This is a genomic window from Paenibacillus sp. FSL L8-0638 (assembly GCF_038593075.1).
In the GTDB taxonomy this organism is placed as follows: Bacteria; Bacillota; Bacilli; order Paenibacillales; family Paenibacillaceae; genus Paenibacillus; species Paenibacillus polymyxa_D.
Window position 1 is genome coordinate 3,284,096 of record NZ_CP151960.1, and the last position, 17,208, is coordinate 3,301,303.

The following is a 17,208-nucleotide window of genomic DNA, read 5'->3' on the forward strand; positions in this document are numbered from 1 at the left end:
CTCCCTTACATTACTCTTTTAAACAGCTTCTCTAAATCATATGTGGAAAAGGAAACCACAATAGGTCGCCCATGAGGGCAAGTATAAGGTTGTTTGCACGCTGCCAAACGCTCTAGCAGCACAATAGCCTGCCGATCAGTCAGCTTCTGGTTTGCTTTAATCGAAGCCCGGCAGGAGCACATGATTGAGGCTGCTTCCCGCAGCTTAGCAAGATCAATGGCTCTTTCCTCCAGCACCCATCCGGCCATTTCCTCAATGACATCCGCTTCTTCCCCTTGGGGAAGCCAGTACGGGTAAGAGCTGACACGGAAGGTTTGACCGCCAAAATGCTCCAGATACACCCCCGCCTGTTCAAACCAGTGCAGCCTTGTTTTCAACTTTTCCGTTTCGGAAGGCGTAAAATCCAGTGTAATTGGCAGTAGCAGCTCCTGCGATACTGACTCGGGATTGCCGAATTTTTCATAATAAAATTCATAATTGACTCGTTCATGTGCGGCATGTTGATCAATTAAATACAAGCCCTGGTCGTTCTGCGCAATCAGATATGTCCCATGGTGCTGTCCGATTAAATTCAGTTCAGGAAAAGTAGGCAGCTCTGGAACTTCTCCCGACACCGCTGCCAATTGCTCCGCATCCAGACGTTGCTGGCGCGGCTTCTGATCCGCGAAATGACGGGAATCCGTAGCTTGTCCTGCAATCGGCGGCATAGAATATGGGTAAGCAGCAGAAGCAGCTGTTTCCTGTATCCCTCCGCTGTATAAGGTAGTTGTGCCTATTGCGGCATTATCTCCTTCGGACGACTGTACGGTCGCCCCATCAGGAAGCGGCACTTCCCTTTTAACTTCACTCCCGTTGTTTTCTTCCACAAAATCTGCATCCAGTTCATCATCATTAATACTTTTACCTGAAAGATTGTTTGCCCGTCCAATGGCTGAGAGACTATCCCTGCTCGGACGTTGCTCACGCTCCTGGCTACCCCTGTTATTCTCTTCGTTCCTGTTCAAGTAATTGGATTGGCGCGATTCCTGGCTCTCCGGCGAAGTCACGGAAGGTGGCAGTGCTCCCCCCTGGTCTTTGCCGGAAGGAGCATCCCCTTCCGCACCATTTCCCTTCGAGAAGTGAAACTGCTCTTGCACAAACGAGCCACTGTCCTTGCCACCGATCTCGCGCTTGACTGCCTTCGGAATCAGCACTTGCTGCCCCAAAACAGCTTTTACCGAATCTTCAACCAGCTGAAACAGTTCAGCTTCTTTACTGAACCTTACCTCCAGCTTGGCAGGATGAACGTTAACATCCACCAGAGAAGGATGCATTTCCAGTTGGATCACAGCCAGCGGAAAACGATTGATCGGCAACAAGGTATGATACGCCTTGAGCAACGCCTGATTAAGCCCGTAGCTTCGTACAAAACGTCCATTCACTACTGTCGAGATCGCATTGCGATTTGATCTCGTCCACTCTGGGCGACTGACATAGCCACTAATTCGGTAATCCAGGCTCTCTCCTTCTAGCAGCAGCATGGATTTCGCCGCAGAAGTTCCGTAAATAGCGGCAATCACCTGCAGCAAATCACCATTACCCAGCGTTTGCAGCAATGTATTGCCATTATGCCGCAATGTGAAGGCCACTTCCGGGTGCGAAAGCGCCATTCGGTACAATACATCCGAAATGTGTCCCAGCTCGGTCTGGATTGTTTTCATATATTTCAGCCTAGCAGGTGTATTATAAAACAGCTCCCGTACGGTAAAATCCGTCCCTTGCCTACTAGCAGCATCCTCGTGAAGCAACAGCTTACCGCCTTCAATCACTAATTTACGGGCACGCCCGTCATCTCCGGCTGCTGTAAGCAACTCTACTTTCGATACTGCCGCAATACTTGGCAACGCCTCTCCCCGGAAGCCGAGACTTGTGATCTGAAACAGGTCGCGACCATGTCCAATTTTACTTGTCGCGTGCCGATAGAATGCCGTTTCCACGTCTTCAGGCTCAATGCCACTTCCATTATCCGTCACCCGGATACTCTGCAAGCCGCCCTCTTCTACCCATACGTCCACCCGCGTACCGCCTGCATCAATCGCATTTTCCACCAGTTCCTTCACGACGGAGGCTGGACGCTCCACGACCTCACCGGCAGCAATCTGGTTCGCAATATGTTCATCCAGTACCCGAATTTTAGACATCCTTTTAACCTCCTCCTGACTTCAAAGTGTGATGAAAAATAAGAATAATGTCACTTATTTTAACTACAGGCCATTGGCCTTATTTTTAAGATCATTTAATAGCTGCATTGCCTGTAAAGGAGTCATATTCATGACATCAGCATTTTTTACCTTGCGCAAAATTTGGCGCACAATTGGATTCGTCTCTACTGTCTCTGCGTGGGGCTTGGAGGTGGCAAGCTCCTGCTCTCCAAAAATGGACAGCTGTACCACTTCGGTTACTCCTTGCTCCAACCTACTGGAATCCTCCACAGTCTGTAGAGTATCTTCTTTTACCAGGGTCGCCTGCTGTGATAAAGACTGAGCTGATGATGCAGTTTCTCCGCTTTCTCGCAATGTCTGGCCTGAATTATATTCGGTCAAAGAAGAAATATCCTCTGTCCCTGAAACTGTACGAAGATCAGTCCCTTCCTTCCCTCCTACTACTATCTCGGTACCTGCCGTTACTTGAGCCGCTGCCTGTTCAAAACCATTCAGCAGTCCATTCGCTCGCTCAATAATGTTATTGGGCAAGCCTGCTAGCCGAGCACAATAAATACCATAGCTACTGCTAGCCGCTCCCGGTATGAGCTTGCGCAGGAAATTCACTTTGTCGCCGCTTTCCTGCACGGCCATAGAGTAATTTCGCAGCGAAGACAGGCCTTGCTCCAAATGCGCCAGCTCATGGAAATGCGTGGATACCAGTGCCTTACAGCCGATCGTGTCATGGACAAATTCGATGACTGCCTGTGCAATTGCCATTCCTTCACTGGTAGACGTACCTCGTCCCAGTTCATCAATAATGATCAAGCTTCGCGGAGTTGCCTTGTCCGTCATTACTTGGATATCTGCCATTTCGACCATAAACGTACTCTGCCCGCCAATGAGATCATCCGCTGCGCCGATCCGTGTGAAAATGCGATCCAGCATCGGCACCTTGGCACGTGCAGCAGGGACAAAACAGCCAATTTGAGCCATAATTGCAATAAGTGCGACCTGACGCATATACGTACTTTTCCCAGCCATGTTCGGCCCGGTGATAAGTAGAATATGCGCATCCGCTTCCTCCAATACCGTGCTATTGGCGATAAAACCGCCATCTTTCATTACAGCCTCCACCACGGGATGGCGACCCTGCTCCACTACGAAATCATATCCTGTAGTCAGCTCAGGTTTCACGAATCCCCGTTCCGCGCTAACCGATGCCAGCGACTGATACACGTCAATTTCAGCCACTTGCTCTGCCAGCTTTTGCAAACGGGGAATTTCAGCGTTTAGTTTACTGCGAAGCTCGGAGAAAAGCGTATACTCCAGATCAACCATTTTATCCTCGGCTTCCAGAATTAGAGATTCCTTTTCCTTCAACTCTGGTGTAATATACCGTTCCGCATTCGCCAACGTCTGTTTGCGTTCATATCGACCTTCTGGTAATGAGGCCAAATTGGATTTGGTCACCTCGATATAATAACCAAATACTTTGTTATATCCAATTTTAAGTGACCGAATGCCGGTTGCTGCACGTTCCTTGGCCTCTAGCTCAGCAATCCAACGCTTACCGTTGACACTCGCCTCGCGCAGTTCGTCCAGCCGCTGATGGTAGCCTTCCTTAATAAGACCTCCATCCCTTACGGAAATCGGCGGTTCATCCGCCACCGCTTCCTCAATCAATGTACACAGGTCTGTACAGCTATCCAGCGTTTGTGCAATCCGTCTCAGCGTCTTCGAAGGAGATTCAGCGCACAGCTCGCGTAAAGAAGGAATTTGGGCCAACGACAGCTTGAGGGCGATCAGATCACGTGCATTAGCACTACCAAAGGCAATCCGCCCAACCAGACGCTCCAGATCGTAAATCTCTTTAAGCTGAGCACGAACATCCTCTCGGAAAATAAACTGGTGGTATAGCTTGTCCACCGCCTCCAAGCGTTCCTCAATAAGACTGCCGCTCAACAACGGCTTGTCGATCCAACGACGCAACAGACGCGCCCCCATGGAAGTCTCTGTGCGATCCAACAGCCACAGCAGCGAGCCTTTCTTGGAGCGTTCACGTACTGTCTCCACCAGTTCCAGATTCCTGCGGGTAAATGGATCCAGAATCATAAAATGGTTTGGCTCATATACGGAGATTTGGGTCAATTGGCCTAACGATCTTTTTTGCGTTTCATTCAAATAGGAAATCAAGCGTGATACGCACCGTCTGCGTTCCTCCGTAAGCCTTGCCCACGTGGCTTCGCCAAATTGATCCCGAACCAAATCATCCTTGGATTTGTCCCAGGCCGTATACACAACACGCCGTCCAACGGGGGACATACGGGAAGCCACAAAATCGAGCAGATGACCATCCCCCAACATTTCGGACGGCTCATAAATGTTAATTTCATCTAGTAGCCATTCTTTCGAATCAGGCACAGAGGTCACATACAATTCACCTGTTGACAAGTCGCACGCCGCAAGAGCCAGCATCCCGTCCGTCTCTGTGACACATACCATGTAGTTGTTGGATTTATCACCCAGCACCTTGCCTTCCATTACTGTACCCGGGGTCACAACGCGGACAATATCCCGCCGCACCATCCCCTTCGTAGCTGAGGCTTCCTCCATTTGCTCACAGATGGCCACTTTATAACCTTTCTCAATGAGGCGCTGTATGTAATTTTCCGCTGAATGATAAGGCACGCCGCACATCGGAATTTTTTCCGTGGCGCCACCCTCACGACCCGTAAGTGTAATTTCCAGCTCCTTGGATGCAAGAATTGCATCATCGAAAAACATCTCGTAAAAATCTCCCAGACGGAAAAACAAAAATGCATCTTTAGCCTGCTCTTTTATGGATAAATACTGCTCAATCATCGGTGTATATTTAGACATACCGTTTACTAACCCCCACACTTTGTTCCGTTTAAACTTATAATTATCTCTCATTATATCAAAAATGACAGTCGATAACATGAAACCATTCCTGGTGTCGACACTTGATTTTACGTAAGCTTCCAAAAGGGGCGCAAATCCCGTGATTCATCCCACTGCTTCCCCTTGCGGAGGCTGTCCAGCAATGGCGCTACATAAGCTTCATATTGCGAGTATATTTCCAGTGAAACCATATCCAAAATAAGAGGTTCCATATACTCCTTAAGCACAAATTGATTTCCTTCATAAAAGGCTCTGTGAGCCTCCTCTTCACCCAGCGGCCTACGTTGCAAACGCGGATATTGAGTAGCAATGAGAAACGCCATACCAATCACACCTTTCGCTAGCTGTGGCGAGATAAGAAAACTGGGCAGTGTACGATATTCAAAGCCTCCATACGACTGACGTCGAAAATCACCCAAATTGCCATAATGCGGTCTGCGCCGGGCCGCACGCTTGTCTTCCAGTAGCGCCAAAGGCAGTGCCAAATAGTTATCCAGTGCCCGGAGCAAGGCACCGTTTAGCGCAACCCCGCTGAAATGCAGATGTCCGCCCAGTGGAAAACCCGGTTGCGGCATCCCCCCCGCCTGCCAGATGAGTGTGCGGTCGGTAATGCGCCGGGCTGCGGTTGCAAAAGCTTGACGCAGGTGCTTCAGCAGACGGTCCGGATCTCCACTCGGCGCTGGACGAAGCTCAGCGACTGGATACAGCGTTCGTCCTCGACGCGTAACAGCATCGCAGCCGGCTATGCCGAGACGCCCCAAATATCTTGAGGCCGGCACGACCCGTCCCTCTGGCATACGAATCAGCACAAATTCAGGGTCCATTCCGATGAGTAGTCGATCTCTCCCTCGTTGCGCTGAAAGATTCTCATCCTCAACATCCCCTTCGCGCGCAGCAATTTCATATAGCGTGGCCAAACGTCTATCGTTCAACCATGGCTGTGCCGAGACTTCGCGCACCTGACAGCTACGCTCCCCCAGCGGAGTCAGCGTCACCTCACCACTGTCCAAACCCAGTGTATACAACGCACGTACAGCTAGCCGCTCCATCCGGACATAGAGCGGTGAATGTTGATCCAGTTCAGACAGATCGTATGCGCGGACTTTGGAAGGGCCTTCGATGGCACGCCTACGAATCTCCAACACTCGCAGTTGATGGATTTGCACCGCGTAGCCTATCGCAAAATCTGCTATACTGCTATCCATCCACTGCACCGCTATGCCTGAACGCTCCAGTCTACGCTTTTTTTCATCATTTGGCATCTGCCTGAAGCGTATGAGCGCCTGTCCTGGCTGCTGCATTATATCCCCCCTACGAACTACGTACGGATTTCAATCCAATTTCAACCCGCAACAACAAAAAAGGAGGGCCTTTGCCCCCTGCGCAGAATCAGCCGGCGCAAGAGTAAAGCGGCCCTCTTTTTGGTTGCTTCTGTCAGAGCTCGTCGTCAATGAGGTCGGGGTCGAGCTCCTCATAGTCCCCCTCTTCCGCTCCAAAATCAAAGTCTTTGTCAAAATCATCGCTGCTGCCATTCGGGAATACTTCTACAACAATCTTCGTTTCCGCCACCAGCTCCACCGCAAATTCCCGCTCGACCCGGATCATTACGCTGCCACCTCCAGAAGACACACTGGCCTCGACGCAACTCGGCTCCTGTGTAGCTTCGGCGGATACTTCCACTGTAGACGCCCGGTGCTTCGGATCAAGATACGAGAGCGGCACATTTTCTACGTACGACACCGTTTCCTTGGCAACATCGGTCTGCGAGTTTTTATCGTATGAGTACCAAATATTGATATCATACGTCCCGACGACCTCAATGCCGTCCCCCGCCGCCACAGCTTCATACTGGTGGTTAATAATCCATGCCCCTAAAATGCTCGTCGGATTATTCGGCGGAGTTACGGTATGGGTTACGGTAGAGAATCTGCGACCTTTACCACAGATCGCTTTGGTAATAATCTCTCTACGATTTTTATGACTTAATGCCATTCTTGAACCTCCTCCATACAATCAATCATTCCATACATATGTATGCAGGTTGTGGGCGAATGTTGAGTGAATAGGCGAAAAGGAAAAAATATTATTTGTATAAGCATATGCCGTGATGGCTTGAACTCATGCACGCCAATGTGTTACATGCTGCTCAACGATCTGTAAAAATTCGCTAAGAGCCGGGGATTTCCACTTTTTCGTGTGATAAGCGACCTGAGTAGCCACCTGCTGTTCACTGTCATCCCAGGCTAAACGCGCCATTTTACCTTCTCGTAACTCATTTTGTACCGTTACTAGCGGGAGCAACGCAATACCCAGCCCAGTCATGACACACTGCTTGATGGCTTCAATACTCCAAAATTCCAGGCTAGGGTCTGAAAAAATACCGTGTTTATTCAAATACTGCTCAAAAAGGATACGGTACGTACATCCTGCCTCTGTATGCAAAATGGTTTCATCCTTCAAGTCAGCAGGCTCTACCTGGGTATAGGTAACCAGCGAATGCTCGAGTGGCGCAACCAAGGCCATCGGCTCGTGAATAAGCGTGGTGACATTTAGTTCTCTATCCTCTGTCTCGGGCTGAAGCAAAAAAGCCAAATCCAGCTCACCGGAACGGATCAAATCGCGTAATTCCCAGCATTCGCCGGGTTTGAGGACAATTTTAACCTTCGGATACCGCTCCCTGTACTCACGGATCAGACTCGGTAGACGAAAAGCGGCCAGAGACTCTGGTGCTCCTATTTTCAGCGTGCCTGCCAATTCCGTTTCTGAACGAAGCGCATCCTTAGCCATAGCATGCATCTTGGAAATTTCCTGCGCATAGGGCAGCAGACGTCGCCCGGCATCCGTCAGCATGATTTTCTTGCCAATGCGATCAAAAAGCGGCGTACCCAACTCAGTCTCCAGCGTTTGAATTTGAGCAGTGATACTCGACTGTGCATAATCCAGTATACGCGCTGCTCGCGTAAAACTGCCTGCCTCAACTACATTTAAAAAGGTAAACAAATGCCGCGATTCCATAATCCGCTCCTTCAATCGTTTTTTCCGATGCAAGCAATCGTTATATTCCGTTTTTCCGATAGATTGATTATCTGATAAGCTGGAGAAAATAACAATAGAAAGAAGGCTTTTCTGCATGACAAGTGAAAGTAAACTTCAATCCACCATTGGTCTTCCACAGGCCATTGCACTCTATATCGGAGCTGTACTGGGTTCGGGAATATTGATTGTGCCTGGTCTTGCCGCCCAAATGGCGGGACCGGCATCGCTGCTGGCATGGGGTTTTATGACCCTGCTCATCTTGCCAATGGCACTTTCTATGGGTCTTCTATCCGCCAAATTCCCGAATGCGGGTGGGGTATCACATTTTGTCACGTTGGCCTTTTCACCACGTGCCGGTGCTTATATCGGGTGGTTTTTTCTCATGTCAGTTCCGATTGGGGCACCTGTTGCCGCACTCACCGGAGCCGGCTATATGACCGCAGCCATGGGCTGGGGAGAGGAAAGCCGCATGATGTTAGCCGCTGCTATGCTGGCGGTGGGCCTGATCATCAATTGGATCGGCATGAAGGTTGCGGGACGTATTCAGATCGCAGTCGTCATAGCTATCGTTGCTGTCCTTATATTCGCCATTGCCGCAGCACTTCCTCAGATGAAAACAATCCACTTCACCCCGTTTGCTCCACATGGCTGGCTCTCCGTCGGTCAAGCGGCCGCGATTCTGTTTTGGTGCTTTATCGGTTGGGAGGCCGTGTCCCATATGTCAGAGGAATTCACTAATCCCCGGCGGGCGGCCGTTAGAGGTGTGACCATTGCAGCCGTCATTGTTGGTTTGCTTTATTTCTTAACAGCGCTGGCTACTGTGGGCACACAAAGTTACCTTGCAGGGGGTTCGGATGCTTCGCTCGTATGGGTGATTAGTCGGGCTATTGGGCCATGGGGCGCGATAATTGCAGGCTTGACGGGTATCTTTATTTGTACCGCTACTATTATTGCTTATGTGGGTGCCGCTTCACGTGTCGCTTATGCTTTATCCCGGCAAGGACAGGCCTTTCGCTGGATGGGCATGTTATCCCAACGATTCCACACCCCTATCGGAGGCATTGCTTTTCTTAGCGTCTGCTTCGTGATCATTATGGTGTTGTACGGTAGTGGTACTGTTTCACTCACTAACCTGATCCAGTTCCCGAACGCCACCTTTATTCTGACCTATCTCGGCGGTTGCGCAGCAGGAATTAAGCTTCTACGTGGTAGTCGCTGGGGCGTTGCCATTAGTTGGATATCGTTTATCTCTACAGCGGTCGTTTTCCCCTTTGTCGGATGGGCTATGCTGTATCCTTGCCTGATCACCGCTGTCTTATGGATCACAGACCGAATTCGGCACAAACGGACTTTAAACCATCCGGCTTCTACCGACACTGAACAAGAAAAGGCTACTGTCCGTCATGGATAGTAGCCGCTCAAGGCCTTTACTCTAATTTCTTACTGGAGTAGGGGCCTTGTCCTTTTTCGCAATTTTCAAATACTGATGAAGCTCATGTGTAAGCTGTAATAATGCCGAACGAATCTCAAATTCCTCCCGGGTTGCGGGAAGCTCCATGGCTTTAAATTCTTCACGAACCTGCTCCAGCAGCTTCTCGGTCTGTCCCGTATAATGTCCAGCCAAAACATCATTGCTAAGCTGGTCGAACAGCTCAGCCAGAAGCTTGGCCTGCGGCATATGCTGATACATTTGTGCGATCAACTGCATCATGTTTTGGATCGAATCCAGCTGTTCTTTTCGCATATAAAAATACACATTCCAGCCCTCTTGGGGACGAAGCATCTGATTTTCCAAGGAACGTCCCGCCTCAGTGACCCCTTTGGCTATCACGCTGTTCGCTTCAATAACTTCCTTGCCATCCCATATGTATGCTGGACTGCGCAGCGTATTGGCCATATTTCTGAATATAACAGAAAATGTCCGATCTACCTCCTGCCGAATTTGTTGCATGGTATTATCAGAACCCGGCATGTAGGCTAAATTGACAATCATCGCGGAACCCAGTCCAATCACTAGCAGACCTAGCTGGGTCAGCAGTACCTCCATATCAATCACGCCGCCGCTGAATACGCGAAAAACCACGACCGAACCGGTGACAATCCCTTCTTTAAAGCCCACCCGTACAATGACTGGAAACGCCGTTAAAATATATAATGCCAGTACCCAATCATGGAATCCGAATACCACAAACAAAACACAAGCAAAAAGAAGCCCCACGACGGATGCAAAAAATCTCGCCGAAATAGTACGGAGACTTCTCTTGCGTGTGACATCCACCCCCAAAATCGCTAAAAGCCCTGCTGAGGTAGCACCATGAATGCCAAAACCCTCCGCAATAAGTACGGCCATTAATGCGGCAATAGCCGTTTTAATCGTACGAAAGCCCATGAAAAAATTCTGTCCTCTCTGGATGAAATCTGTTTTAACATTTTCATAAATTTTAAGTATTTTCATTTTTCATGGTACTTTATTTTCACGTTTTACACAAATGTTCAGAACTTTTATTATTACCGATGAGGACGACCGGAAAGCAGACGATGCTCCACATACACGACCGCCTGATACATCAGAGTAGCTACGACAGCAATGATCAACAAACTGGACATAACCAGCGTGAAATTGAATACCTGAAAACCATAGATAATCAAATAGCCTAAGCCGTTTTTAGCCACCAGAAATTCACCAACAATCACGCCAACCCATGCCATACCCACATTCACTTTCAGTGTAGAGACAATTGCAGGAAAGGATGCAGGCAAAATCACCTTTTGAAACGTATCACGGCGTGATCCGCCAAACGTGCGAACCACTTTGATTAGATTCGAATCGACTTCCTGAAAGCTGTTGTATACGACTAGTGTCGTAATGATGACCGTAATGGAGAGGGTTGTCATTAGAATAGCAGTAAATCCCGCCCCAAACATAACGATAAAAATTGGACCTAGCGCCACCTTAGGCATACTGTTGAACACGACCATATAGGGGTCAAGCACCCTCGACAAAAACGGTGACCACCAAATAAGTACAGCCAGCAACGTACCTAACAGTGTACCGAGTAAAAACCCCGCCATCGTCTCTCCCACGGTGACACCTACATGTCCCCATAATTCACCACTGACCGCATCCTTACCGATCTGGGTGAAAATTTTGCTCGGATAGCTGAACAACAGTACATCAATCCACTTCAATCGACCTGCAATTTCCCATAATACAAACAAAAGCAGTAAAATAGCTGTCTGTACCCCTGTCACTAACCATCGTTGCGAACGCCTGCTGCGTAAATACGCCTGATGTAGTCCTTGAATCCAACGTTGCTCAAGCTGATCCGCTTCGTCCTTCATACGTTAACTCACTCCTTTGCTCCCGAAGCCTCCAGTTCACCCCATATTTCATGAAAAAGCTCATTAAAACCCGGCTGCTCGCGTGCATAAAAAGGCTGAGCTTCCCGGATGCAACCCGGAATCTCGAAGGTACGTCGGACATGACCAGGATTTCGACCCATCACTATAATCCGGTCACTGACCGCAATGGCTTCGGCCAAATCATGTGTGACTAAAATAGCCGTCTTCCTCCGCTCGCGCAAGGTTTCCGCAATCAGATCTTCCAGCTGTAGCTTGGTTTGATAATCCAGCGCGGAGAACGGCTCATCCAGCAGCAGCAATCCCGGATTGGTCGCCAGCGTCCGTACCAGCGCCACGCGCTGGCGCATTCCCCCAGACAACTGGGATGGATGCAGATGCTCCTTCCCTCCCAGACCCATGCCTTCCAGTAACAGCCTTGTCTGCTCACGTGCAGCTTCATCTACTCTGTTGGCTAGTTCCAGACCCAACAATGCGTTCTCCATGATCGTCCGCCACGGGAACAGATAATCCTGCTGCAGCATGTAACCGACTTCTGGACTCGGCCCACTTACCGGCTGACCTTGCAACATGACTTGGCCTGCCGCTGGACGCAGTAGCCCTGCGATCATGGACAGGATCGTCGTTTTGCCGCAGCCGCTTGGGCCGACCAAGCTGACAAACTCCCCTATCTCTATGGAAAAATCAATATTCTCAACCGCCAGCGAAGCTTCACGATCCGTTACATAGACATGCGTCACTTGCTCCAGTCTCACCATCGGGCTTGTCGCGTCCGAAGTTAGATCACTCCGTTCCTCCATCATGACGAACCTCCAGAATCGACACCTGCATCCGTAGATTCAGTTGTGCTCTTTTTGACAGGCGACTTAGTATTCCCGGTAGAATTTGACGAAATCGCCTGTTTTGCAAAGCTTGGGTTCACCAGCTTATCTAGTGCAACTGAATTTTTAAGCTCCCCTGCCGAGGTCATGACATCCTGTAAGTTCTTCCATTCCTTTTCCTCAATCATCGGGTTCAAAGCATAGGTGCTCTGTTCCTTATATCGCTTGATACTACTCGTCAAAATAGCTAAATCTGTATCTTTAAAAAAGGGCGTGATTGCTTCGGCAATCTGTTCAGGTGAATGCGTAGCAATCCACTGTTGTGCCCGATATACAGCATTTGTAAATTTCTGTGCAGCCTCGCTGTTTGCCTTCAGGTAGCTTTGCTTAGCCATATATACCGTATACGGCAATTCGCCGCTCTCCACACCGATAGAGGCAACTACCCGCCCACGACCTGCCTTTTCAAAAATAGATGCCTGTGGCTCAAATAGCTGTACATAATCCCCTGTACCCGAGCCGAAAGCAGAGGCAACATTAGCAAAATCAATATTTTGAATCAGCTTCAGATCCTTATGAGGATCAATGCCGTGTTTGCGAAGGGTAAATTCAAGTGACATTTGCGGCATTCCGCCCTTGCGTTGCCCCAAAAAATTTTGTCCTTTCAGCTTTTCCCATGCAAAGTTATCCTGCGTTTGACGGGCAAACAAAAAGGTTCCATCCTTCTGTGTCAGTTGGGCAAAATTAATGATAGGGTCCTCTGCTCCTTGCTGATACACATAAATAGATGTTTCCGCGCCGATGAGCGCGATATCCGCCTGGTTGGACAACAACGCCGTCATCGCCTTGTCCCCCCCGGGAATCGTTGCCAATTGGACATCCAGTCCCTCCTGAGCAAACATTCCCTGGCTCAAGGCTACATACTGCGGCGCATAAAAGACCGTACGGGCTACCTCGCCTAGTCTGATCTCAATTGTCTGCTCCCCCCCTTTGGGGGTGCACCCACTGAGCAACAGTAATCCGAGTAGTGCCGCAGCCACCACAGCTTTGAAACGAGCGCCGTTTTTCATCCTTATTCCCTCCCCACCTTTTTACATCCGTTGACTTCATATATTGTTATGCGGTTGTCGATATATTGGTTAATTGCACAAAAAAAAACCCACGTTCGCCCGGGAACGTGGGGGAGATGCTATATGATTTACAGCTTGTATATGGAGGTATATTTCTCTTCCAGATAGTCTGCGAGATAATCCGGGTTCAGATCCTCACCTGTAATGGCTACAATCAACTCGGAAGGCGTCCGGCTCTTGCCGTAACGGTAAATACGTTCGGTCAGCCATTGCTTGATCGGCTCAAGTTCTCCAGCAGCGATTAATTCATCTAGATTTGGTAACTCTTTGCGTAATGTTGCCAAAATTTGTGCTGCATACATATTGCCAAGCGAGTAGGAAGCAAAATAGCCAAAATCACCACCGGACCAGTGAACGTCTTGAAGTACGCCCAGTCCATCATCCGGTGGAAGTAACCCTAGGTATTCCTTATATTTCGCATTCCATACCTCAGGGAGACGCTTCACATCCAGCTTTTCATTAAACAACATTTTTTCAATTTCATAACGGATAATGATATGTAAATTATATGTTAGCTCATCCGCTTCAATACGAATCAGTGAATTTTCCACACGGTTGACTGCCCGATAGAATTGATCTGCCGTAACCTTTGCCAAGCGATCAGGAAAATGCTTCTGCAAATCATCGTAATACCGATCCCAGAAAGCACGACTGCGTCCGACTTTATTTTCCCACAAGCGGGACTGGGATTCATGAATCCCCATAGAGGTTCCTCCCGACAGTAGTGATCCTGCTAGCTCAGGAGCAATATTTTGTTCGTACAGCGCATGGCCTCCTTCATGCAACGAACTGAAAATAGCACTAGTTACATCATCTTGCAGATAATGTGTTGTTATACGCACATCACCTGGATTTAATCCTGTTGCGAAAGGATGTACGCTCTCATCCAAGCGACCTGCGTCAAAGTCATACCCCATCTGACCTAAAATGAACAGGCTGAACTTCTCCTGCTGCTTCACATCAAACACACCATCTAAAAAGCTCTTATCCGGCTGGTTCGGTGAAGCCTGAATTTTAGACAATAGTGGCACAAGGCGCTTTTTGAGACGATCAAACACAGCATCCAGTTTTTCAACCGTCATCCCCGGCTCATATTGATCCAAAAGCGTGTCATACTCTGTATCCTTAATCCCCCAGTAGCCGATAAATTCACGCTTCATGTCTACGATTTTAGACAAGTAGGGTTCAAATCCGACAAAATCGCTATGTTCCTTTGCGTCCTCCCACTTGCTCTCTGCCTGCGCTGCGAGAATGCTATAATCCCGGTATCGGTCTGCCGGAACCGAACGATTAAGGTCATAATTTTTACGGCATTCCTCCACCAATCTGCGATCATTGTCTTCCAGTTGCTCCAGCTTATCTACTGTGGCAAAAAATTGCAGCAATTGTCCCATTTCATCCGAGATCATCAGCTTGAACATTTCAGTGGACAGCATACCCAACGTCTCCGACCGAATGTCAACACCCTTGCGCGGAGCACCAGTTCGTAAATCCCAGTGCAGCAGACCTACTGCTTCGCCATAACTACTGATTTTGTGTGAAAGCTCCTTTAAAGCCGTCAATTGATCCAACGTCTGTTGCGCCATATTTGAGGTCACCTCTTTAACTTAAAATGGATAAAACTTTACAATACCTATACTTGATGATACTTATATTAAAAAGTATAATCAACTCACAACATGTACGACCAGCTCCTAAGACCTAAAATAAACGTTGGGCTGTACATATCAAACTTTAATAGAATCTGGAGGGAACAATCGTGAATCACATCAAAGAAATTTTAGAGTACAATCGTGTTTTCGTAGAAAACAAAGAATACGAGGCCTATAGAACAGGCAAGTTCCCCAATAAAAAAATGGTCATTATCACTTGTATGGATACACGGCTAACGGAGTTACTCCCGAAAGCCATGAACCTGCGCAACGGTGATGTGAAAATCATCAAAAATGCGGGTGCTATTATTTCACAGCCCTTTGGAAGTGTAATGCGCAGTGTGCTAGTCGCCCTGTATGAGCTGGGAGCAGACGAAGTCGTCGTTGTAGGTCATTATGAGTGCGGCATGGCTGCATTAAATGCAGACCACATGGTCAATGAAATGCTCGATCGCGGAATTTCTCAGGAAGTGCTGAATACATTAGAAAATTCAGGAATTAAGCTAAATAAATGGTTAAAAGGTTTTGACAACATTGAAGAAGGGGTAAGAACTACCGTGAAGCTTATTAAAAATCACCCGCTTCTCCCTCCTAATGCCCCCGTTCACGGCATGGTTATTCATCCAGATACAGGAGCGTTAACACTTCTCGTTGATGGAAATGAACAGTAAATAGGATACGCTTCGGCAGAAGGTACCAGGGTAGTTTAAGCTCGTACATACGAGCTTAAACTACCCTTTTTTATGAAAAAAAGCACATATACGTGGAGAATGACAAGAATCAATTTTGGCTAACCTGTGAACGACCTGACTGAAAGTTGTCAAACCATACAGTTTCAGTGTACACTTTTCATGAAGCTGCAGAATAGCTGCCACAGTGCTGTTACAACCGTTACTATGATGGATGAAGGAGATAAGATCTATGAATTTACTATCGTATGGTCTGTTGGGGCTTCTCGCAAGAGAGGAATCCTCCGGCTATGATCTGATGTTGCGTATCCAGCCTTTTTGGCAGGCCAAGCACAGTCAGATCTATCCGCTACTGGCCCGTATGGAGAGCAAGGAACTGCTAGCCTCCCGTTGGATTCAGCAGTCCGACAAGCCTGATAAGAAAATGTATACCATTACCGACAAGGGAATCCATATGCTTCAGCAATGGTCCCAGGAAGCGTTAGCTGCTCCGGTTACACGGGATGAATTAAGTCTTCGACTGTTCTGTCTTTGGTTAACGGACAAAAGTAGTGCCAATCGTATGCTGGAGGAACGCAAACGTCATTTTATTCAGAAAATCCAGCATCTTGAGGATATCCTGAACGATATTCCCGCAGAGAATTTACATTTTGGCAGTAAGAACTTTGGTGACTATATTTTAGTACAAAAAGGACTTTTGAATGCTAAAGCAGGTCTGGAATGGTGCCAAATGGTTCTGCGCATGCTGCTTGCCGGTGATGTCAGTGCTGACACTAATCCGTTTTCACTTAAGCCGCAAAGCTGAATGTTTTAGCCAATCCATGCATAGGATTTATGGGACGTTATTATTTAATTTTTTAAAAATTAAAATTCTTTGAAACCCTTTTCCATGCCATTCGTATTACTGGTAAGCGGTTGTTTGACCTATAAACAAATTTACTAAGGGGGATTATATTTACATGAAAAAAACATTCACTTTGAAAAATATGATGATGCTGATGATGGCTTTTACCCTACTCATTGCTATGATCGCACCATCTACAGCTGATGCAAGGCGAGGCGGCGGGTTTAAATCCGGACCTAAATCATACCAATCTACACCAAGCAAGGCGAATGACAGCAATGGCATTAATAAGTCAGATAGCGGAACCAAGTCAGGGGCAACTGCTGGTAATACAAGCAGAACTGGTGGATTCCTTGGCGGTGGCGGCGGATTTCTGAAAGGTATGATGCTGGGCGGTTTGGCAGGTATGCTCTTCGGCGGATTGTTCGGTAACATAGGCGCATTAGGCAGCTTGCTTGGCCTTGCCGTTAACGTTCTGGCCATTTACGTCCTGATCATGATCGGAGTAGGTATCTACCGTGCTATTAAAAATCGTCGCAGACCAGATGATTCCCGTGGAGGACGTTACTAA

General features: G+C 48.1%; 14 protein-coding genes. 4 read left to right on the forward strand and 10 right to left on the reverse strand.

Features of this window, described 5'->3' with window-relative positions; translation table 11 throughout:
* Window positions 1–5: 5 nt before the first annotated feature.
* The 5 genes from mutL to MKY35_RS14455 all read right to left on the reverse strand — a co-directional run bounded on the left by mutL (window position 6) and on the right by MKY35_RS14455 (window position 8,120).
* Complete coding sequence (gene mutL, locus MKY35_RS14435) at window positions 6–2,180, reverse strand: DNA mismatch repair endonuclease MutL (RefSeq protein ID WP_342444085.1); 2,175 nt, start codon at window positions 2,178–2,180, stop codon at window positions 6–8.
* Window positions 2,181–2,243: 63 nt separating this feature from the next.
* On the reverse strand, window positions 2,244–5,063 hold the full coding sequence (gene mutS, locus MKY35_RS14440) for a DNA mismatch repair protein MutS (protein ID WP_342444086.1): 2,820 nt from the start codon (window positions 5,061–5,063) through the stop codon (window positions 2,244–2,246).
* A 110-nt stretch (window positions 5,064–5,173) separates the two neighbouring features.
* Window positions 5,174–6,406 (reverse strand): hypothetical protein, encoded by a 1,233-nt coding sequence (locus tag MKY35_RS14445; RefSeq protein ID WP_342444087.1) that lies wholly within the window; start codon window positions 6,404–6,406, stop codon window positions 5,174–5,176.
* Between the two features lie 133 nt (window positions 6,407–6,539).
* A complete protein-coding gene (locus tag MKY35_RS14450) occupies window positions 6,540–7,097 on the reverse strand; it encodes an outer spore coat protein CotE (protein WP_013310588.1) in 558 nt (185 codons plus the stop codon).
* 126 nt (window positions 7,098–7,223) lie between these two features.
* Window positions 7,224–8,120, reverse strand: a complete 897-nt coding sequence (locus tag MKY35_RS14455) for a LysR family transcriptional regulator (RefSeq protein ID WP_342446653.1) — start codon at window positions 8,118–8,120, stop codon at window positions 7,224–7,226.
* Window positions 8,121–8,235: 115 nt separating this feature from the next.
* Here MKY35_RS14455 and MKY35_RS14460 point away from each other — a divergent pair, with 115 nt between their 5' ends.
* Window positions 8,236–9,552, forward strand: coding sequence for an amino acid permease (locus MKY35_RS14460; RefSeq protein WP_029518124.1), 1,317 nt, complete (start codon window positions 8,236–8,238; stop codon window positions 9,550–9,552).
* A gap of 21 nt (window positions 9,553–9,573) precedes the next feature.
* Here MKY35_RS14460 and MKY35_RS14465 read toward each other — a convergent pair whose 3' ends face one another.
* From MKY35_RS14465 to MKY35_RS14485, 5 genes are all read right to left on the reverse strand, one after another.
* Window positions 9,574–10,530, reverse strand: coding sequence for an aromatic acid exporter family protein (locus MKY35_RS14465; RefSeq protein WP_029518125.1), 957 nt, complete (start codon window positions 10,528–10,530; stop codon window positions 9,574–9,576).
* A gap of 119 nt (window positions 10,531–10,649) precedes the next feature.
* Entirely contained in the window at window positions 10,650–11,483 is an 834-nt protein-coding gene (locus MKY35_RS14470; RefSeq protein WP_013310592.1) for an ABC transporter permease, read from the reverse strand.
* 8 nt (window positions 11,484–11,491) lie between these two features.
* A complete protein-coding gene (locus tag MKY35_RS14475; RefSeq protein ID WP_342444088.1) occupies window positions 11,492–12,304 on the reverse strand; it encodes an ABC transporter ATP-binding protein in 813 nt (270 codons plus the stop codon).
* Entirely contained in the window at window positions 12,301–13,392 is a 1,092-nt protein-coding gene (locus tag MKY35_RS14480; protein ID WP_342444089.1) for an ABC transporter substrate-binding protein, read from the reverse strand. Before MKY35_RS14480 ends, MKY35_RS14475 begins: the two co-directional genes overlap by 4 nt.
* 128 nt (window positions 13,393–13,520) lie before the next feature.
* Window positions 13,521–15,038: a carboxypeptidase M32 gene (locus tag MKY35_RS14485; protein WP_342444090.1), complete on the reverse strand. Its 1,518-nt coding sequence runs from the start codon at window positions 15,036–15,038 to the stop codon at window positions 13,521–13,523.
* 173 nt (window positions 15,039–15,211) lie between these two features.
* Here MKY35_RS14485 and MKY35_RS14490 point away from each other — a divergent pair, with 173 nt between their 5' ends.
* The 3 genes from MKY35_RS14490 to MKY35_RS14500 all read left to right on the forward strand — a co-directional run bounded on the left by MKY35_RS14490 (window position 15,212) and on the right by MKY35_RS14500 (window position 17,208).
* Window positions 15,212–15,775 carry a carbonic anhydrase gene (locus MKY35_RS14490; RefSeq protein ID WP_029518130.1) on the forward strand — a complete coding sequence of 188 codons (564 nt, stop codon included), beginning with the start codon at window positions 15,212–15,214 and terminating at the stop codon, window positions 15,773–15,775.
* A 250-nt stretch (window positions 15,776–16,025) separates the two neighbouring features.
* On the forward strand, window positions 16,026–16,598 hold the full coding sequence (locus MKY35_RS14495; protein WP_013310597.1) for a PadR family transcriptional regulator: 573 nt from the start codon (window positions 16,026–16,028) through the stop codon (window positions 16,596–16,598).
* Window positions 16,599–16,752: 154 nt separating this feature from the next.
* Window positions 16,753–17,208 (forward strand): hypothetical protein, encoded by a 456-nt coding sequence (locus tag MKY35_RS14500; RefSeq protein WP_342444091.1) that lies wholly within the window; start codon window positions 16,753–16,755, stop codon window positions 17,206–17,208.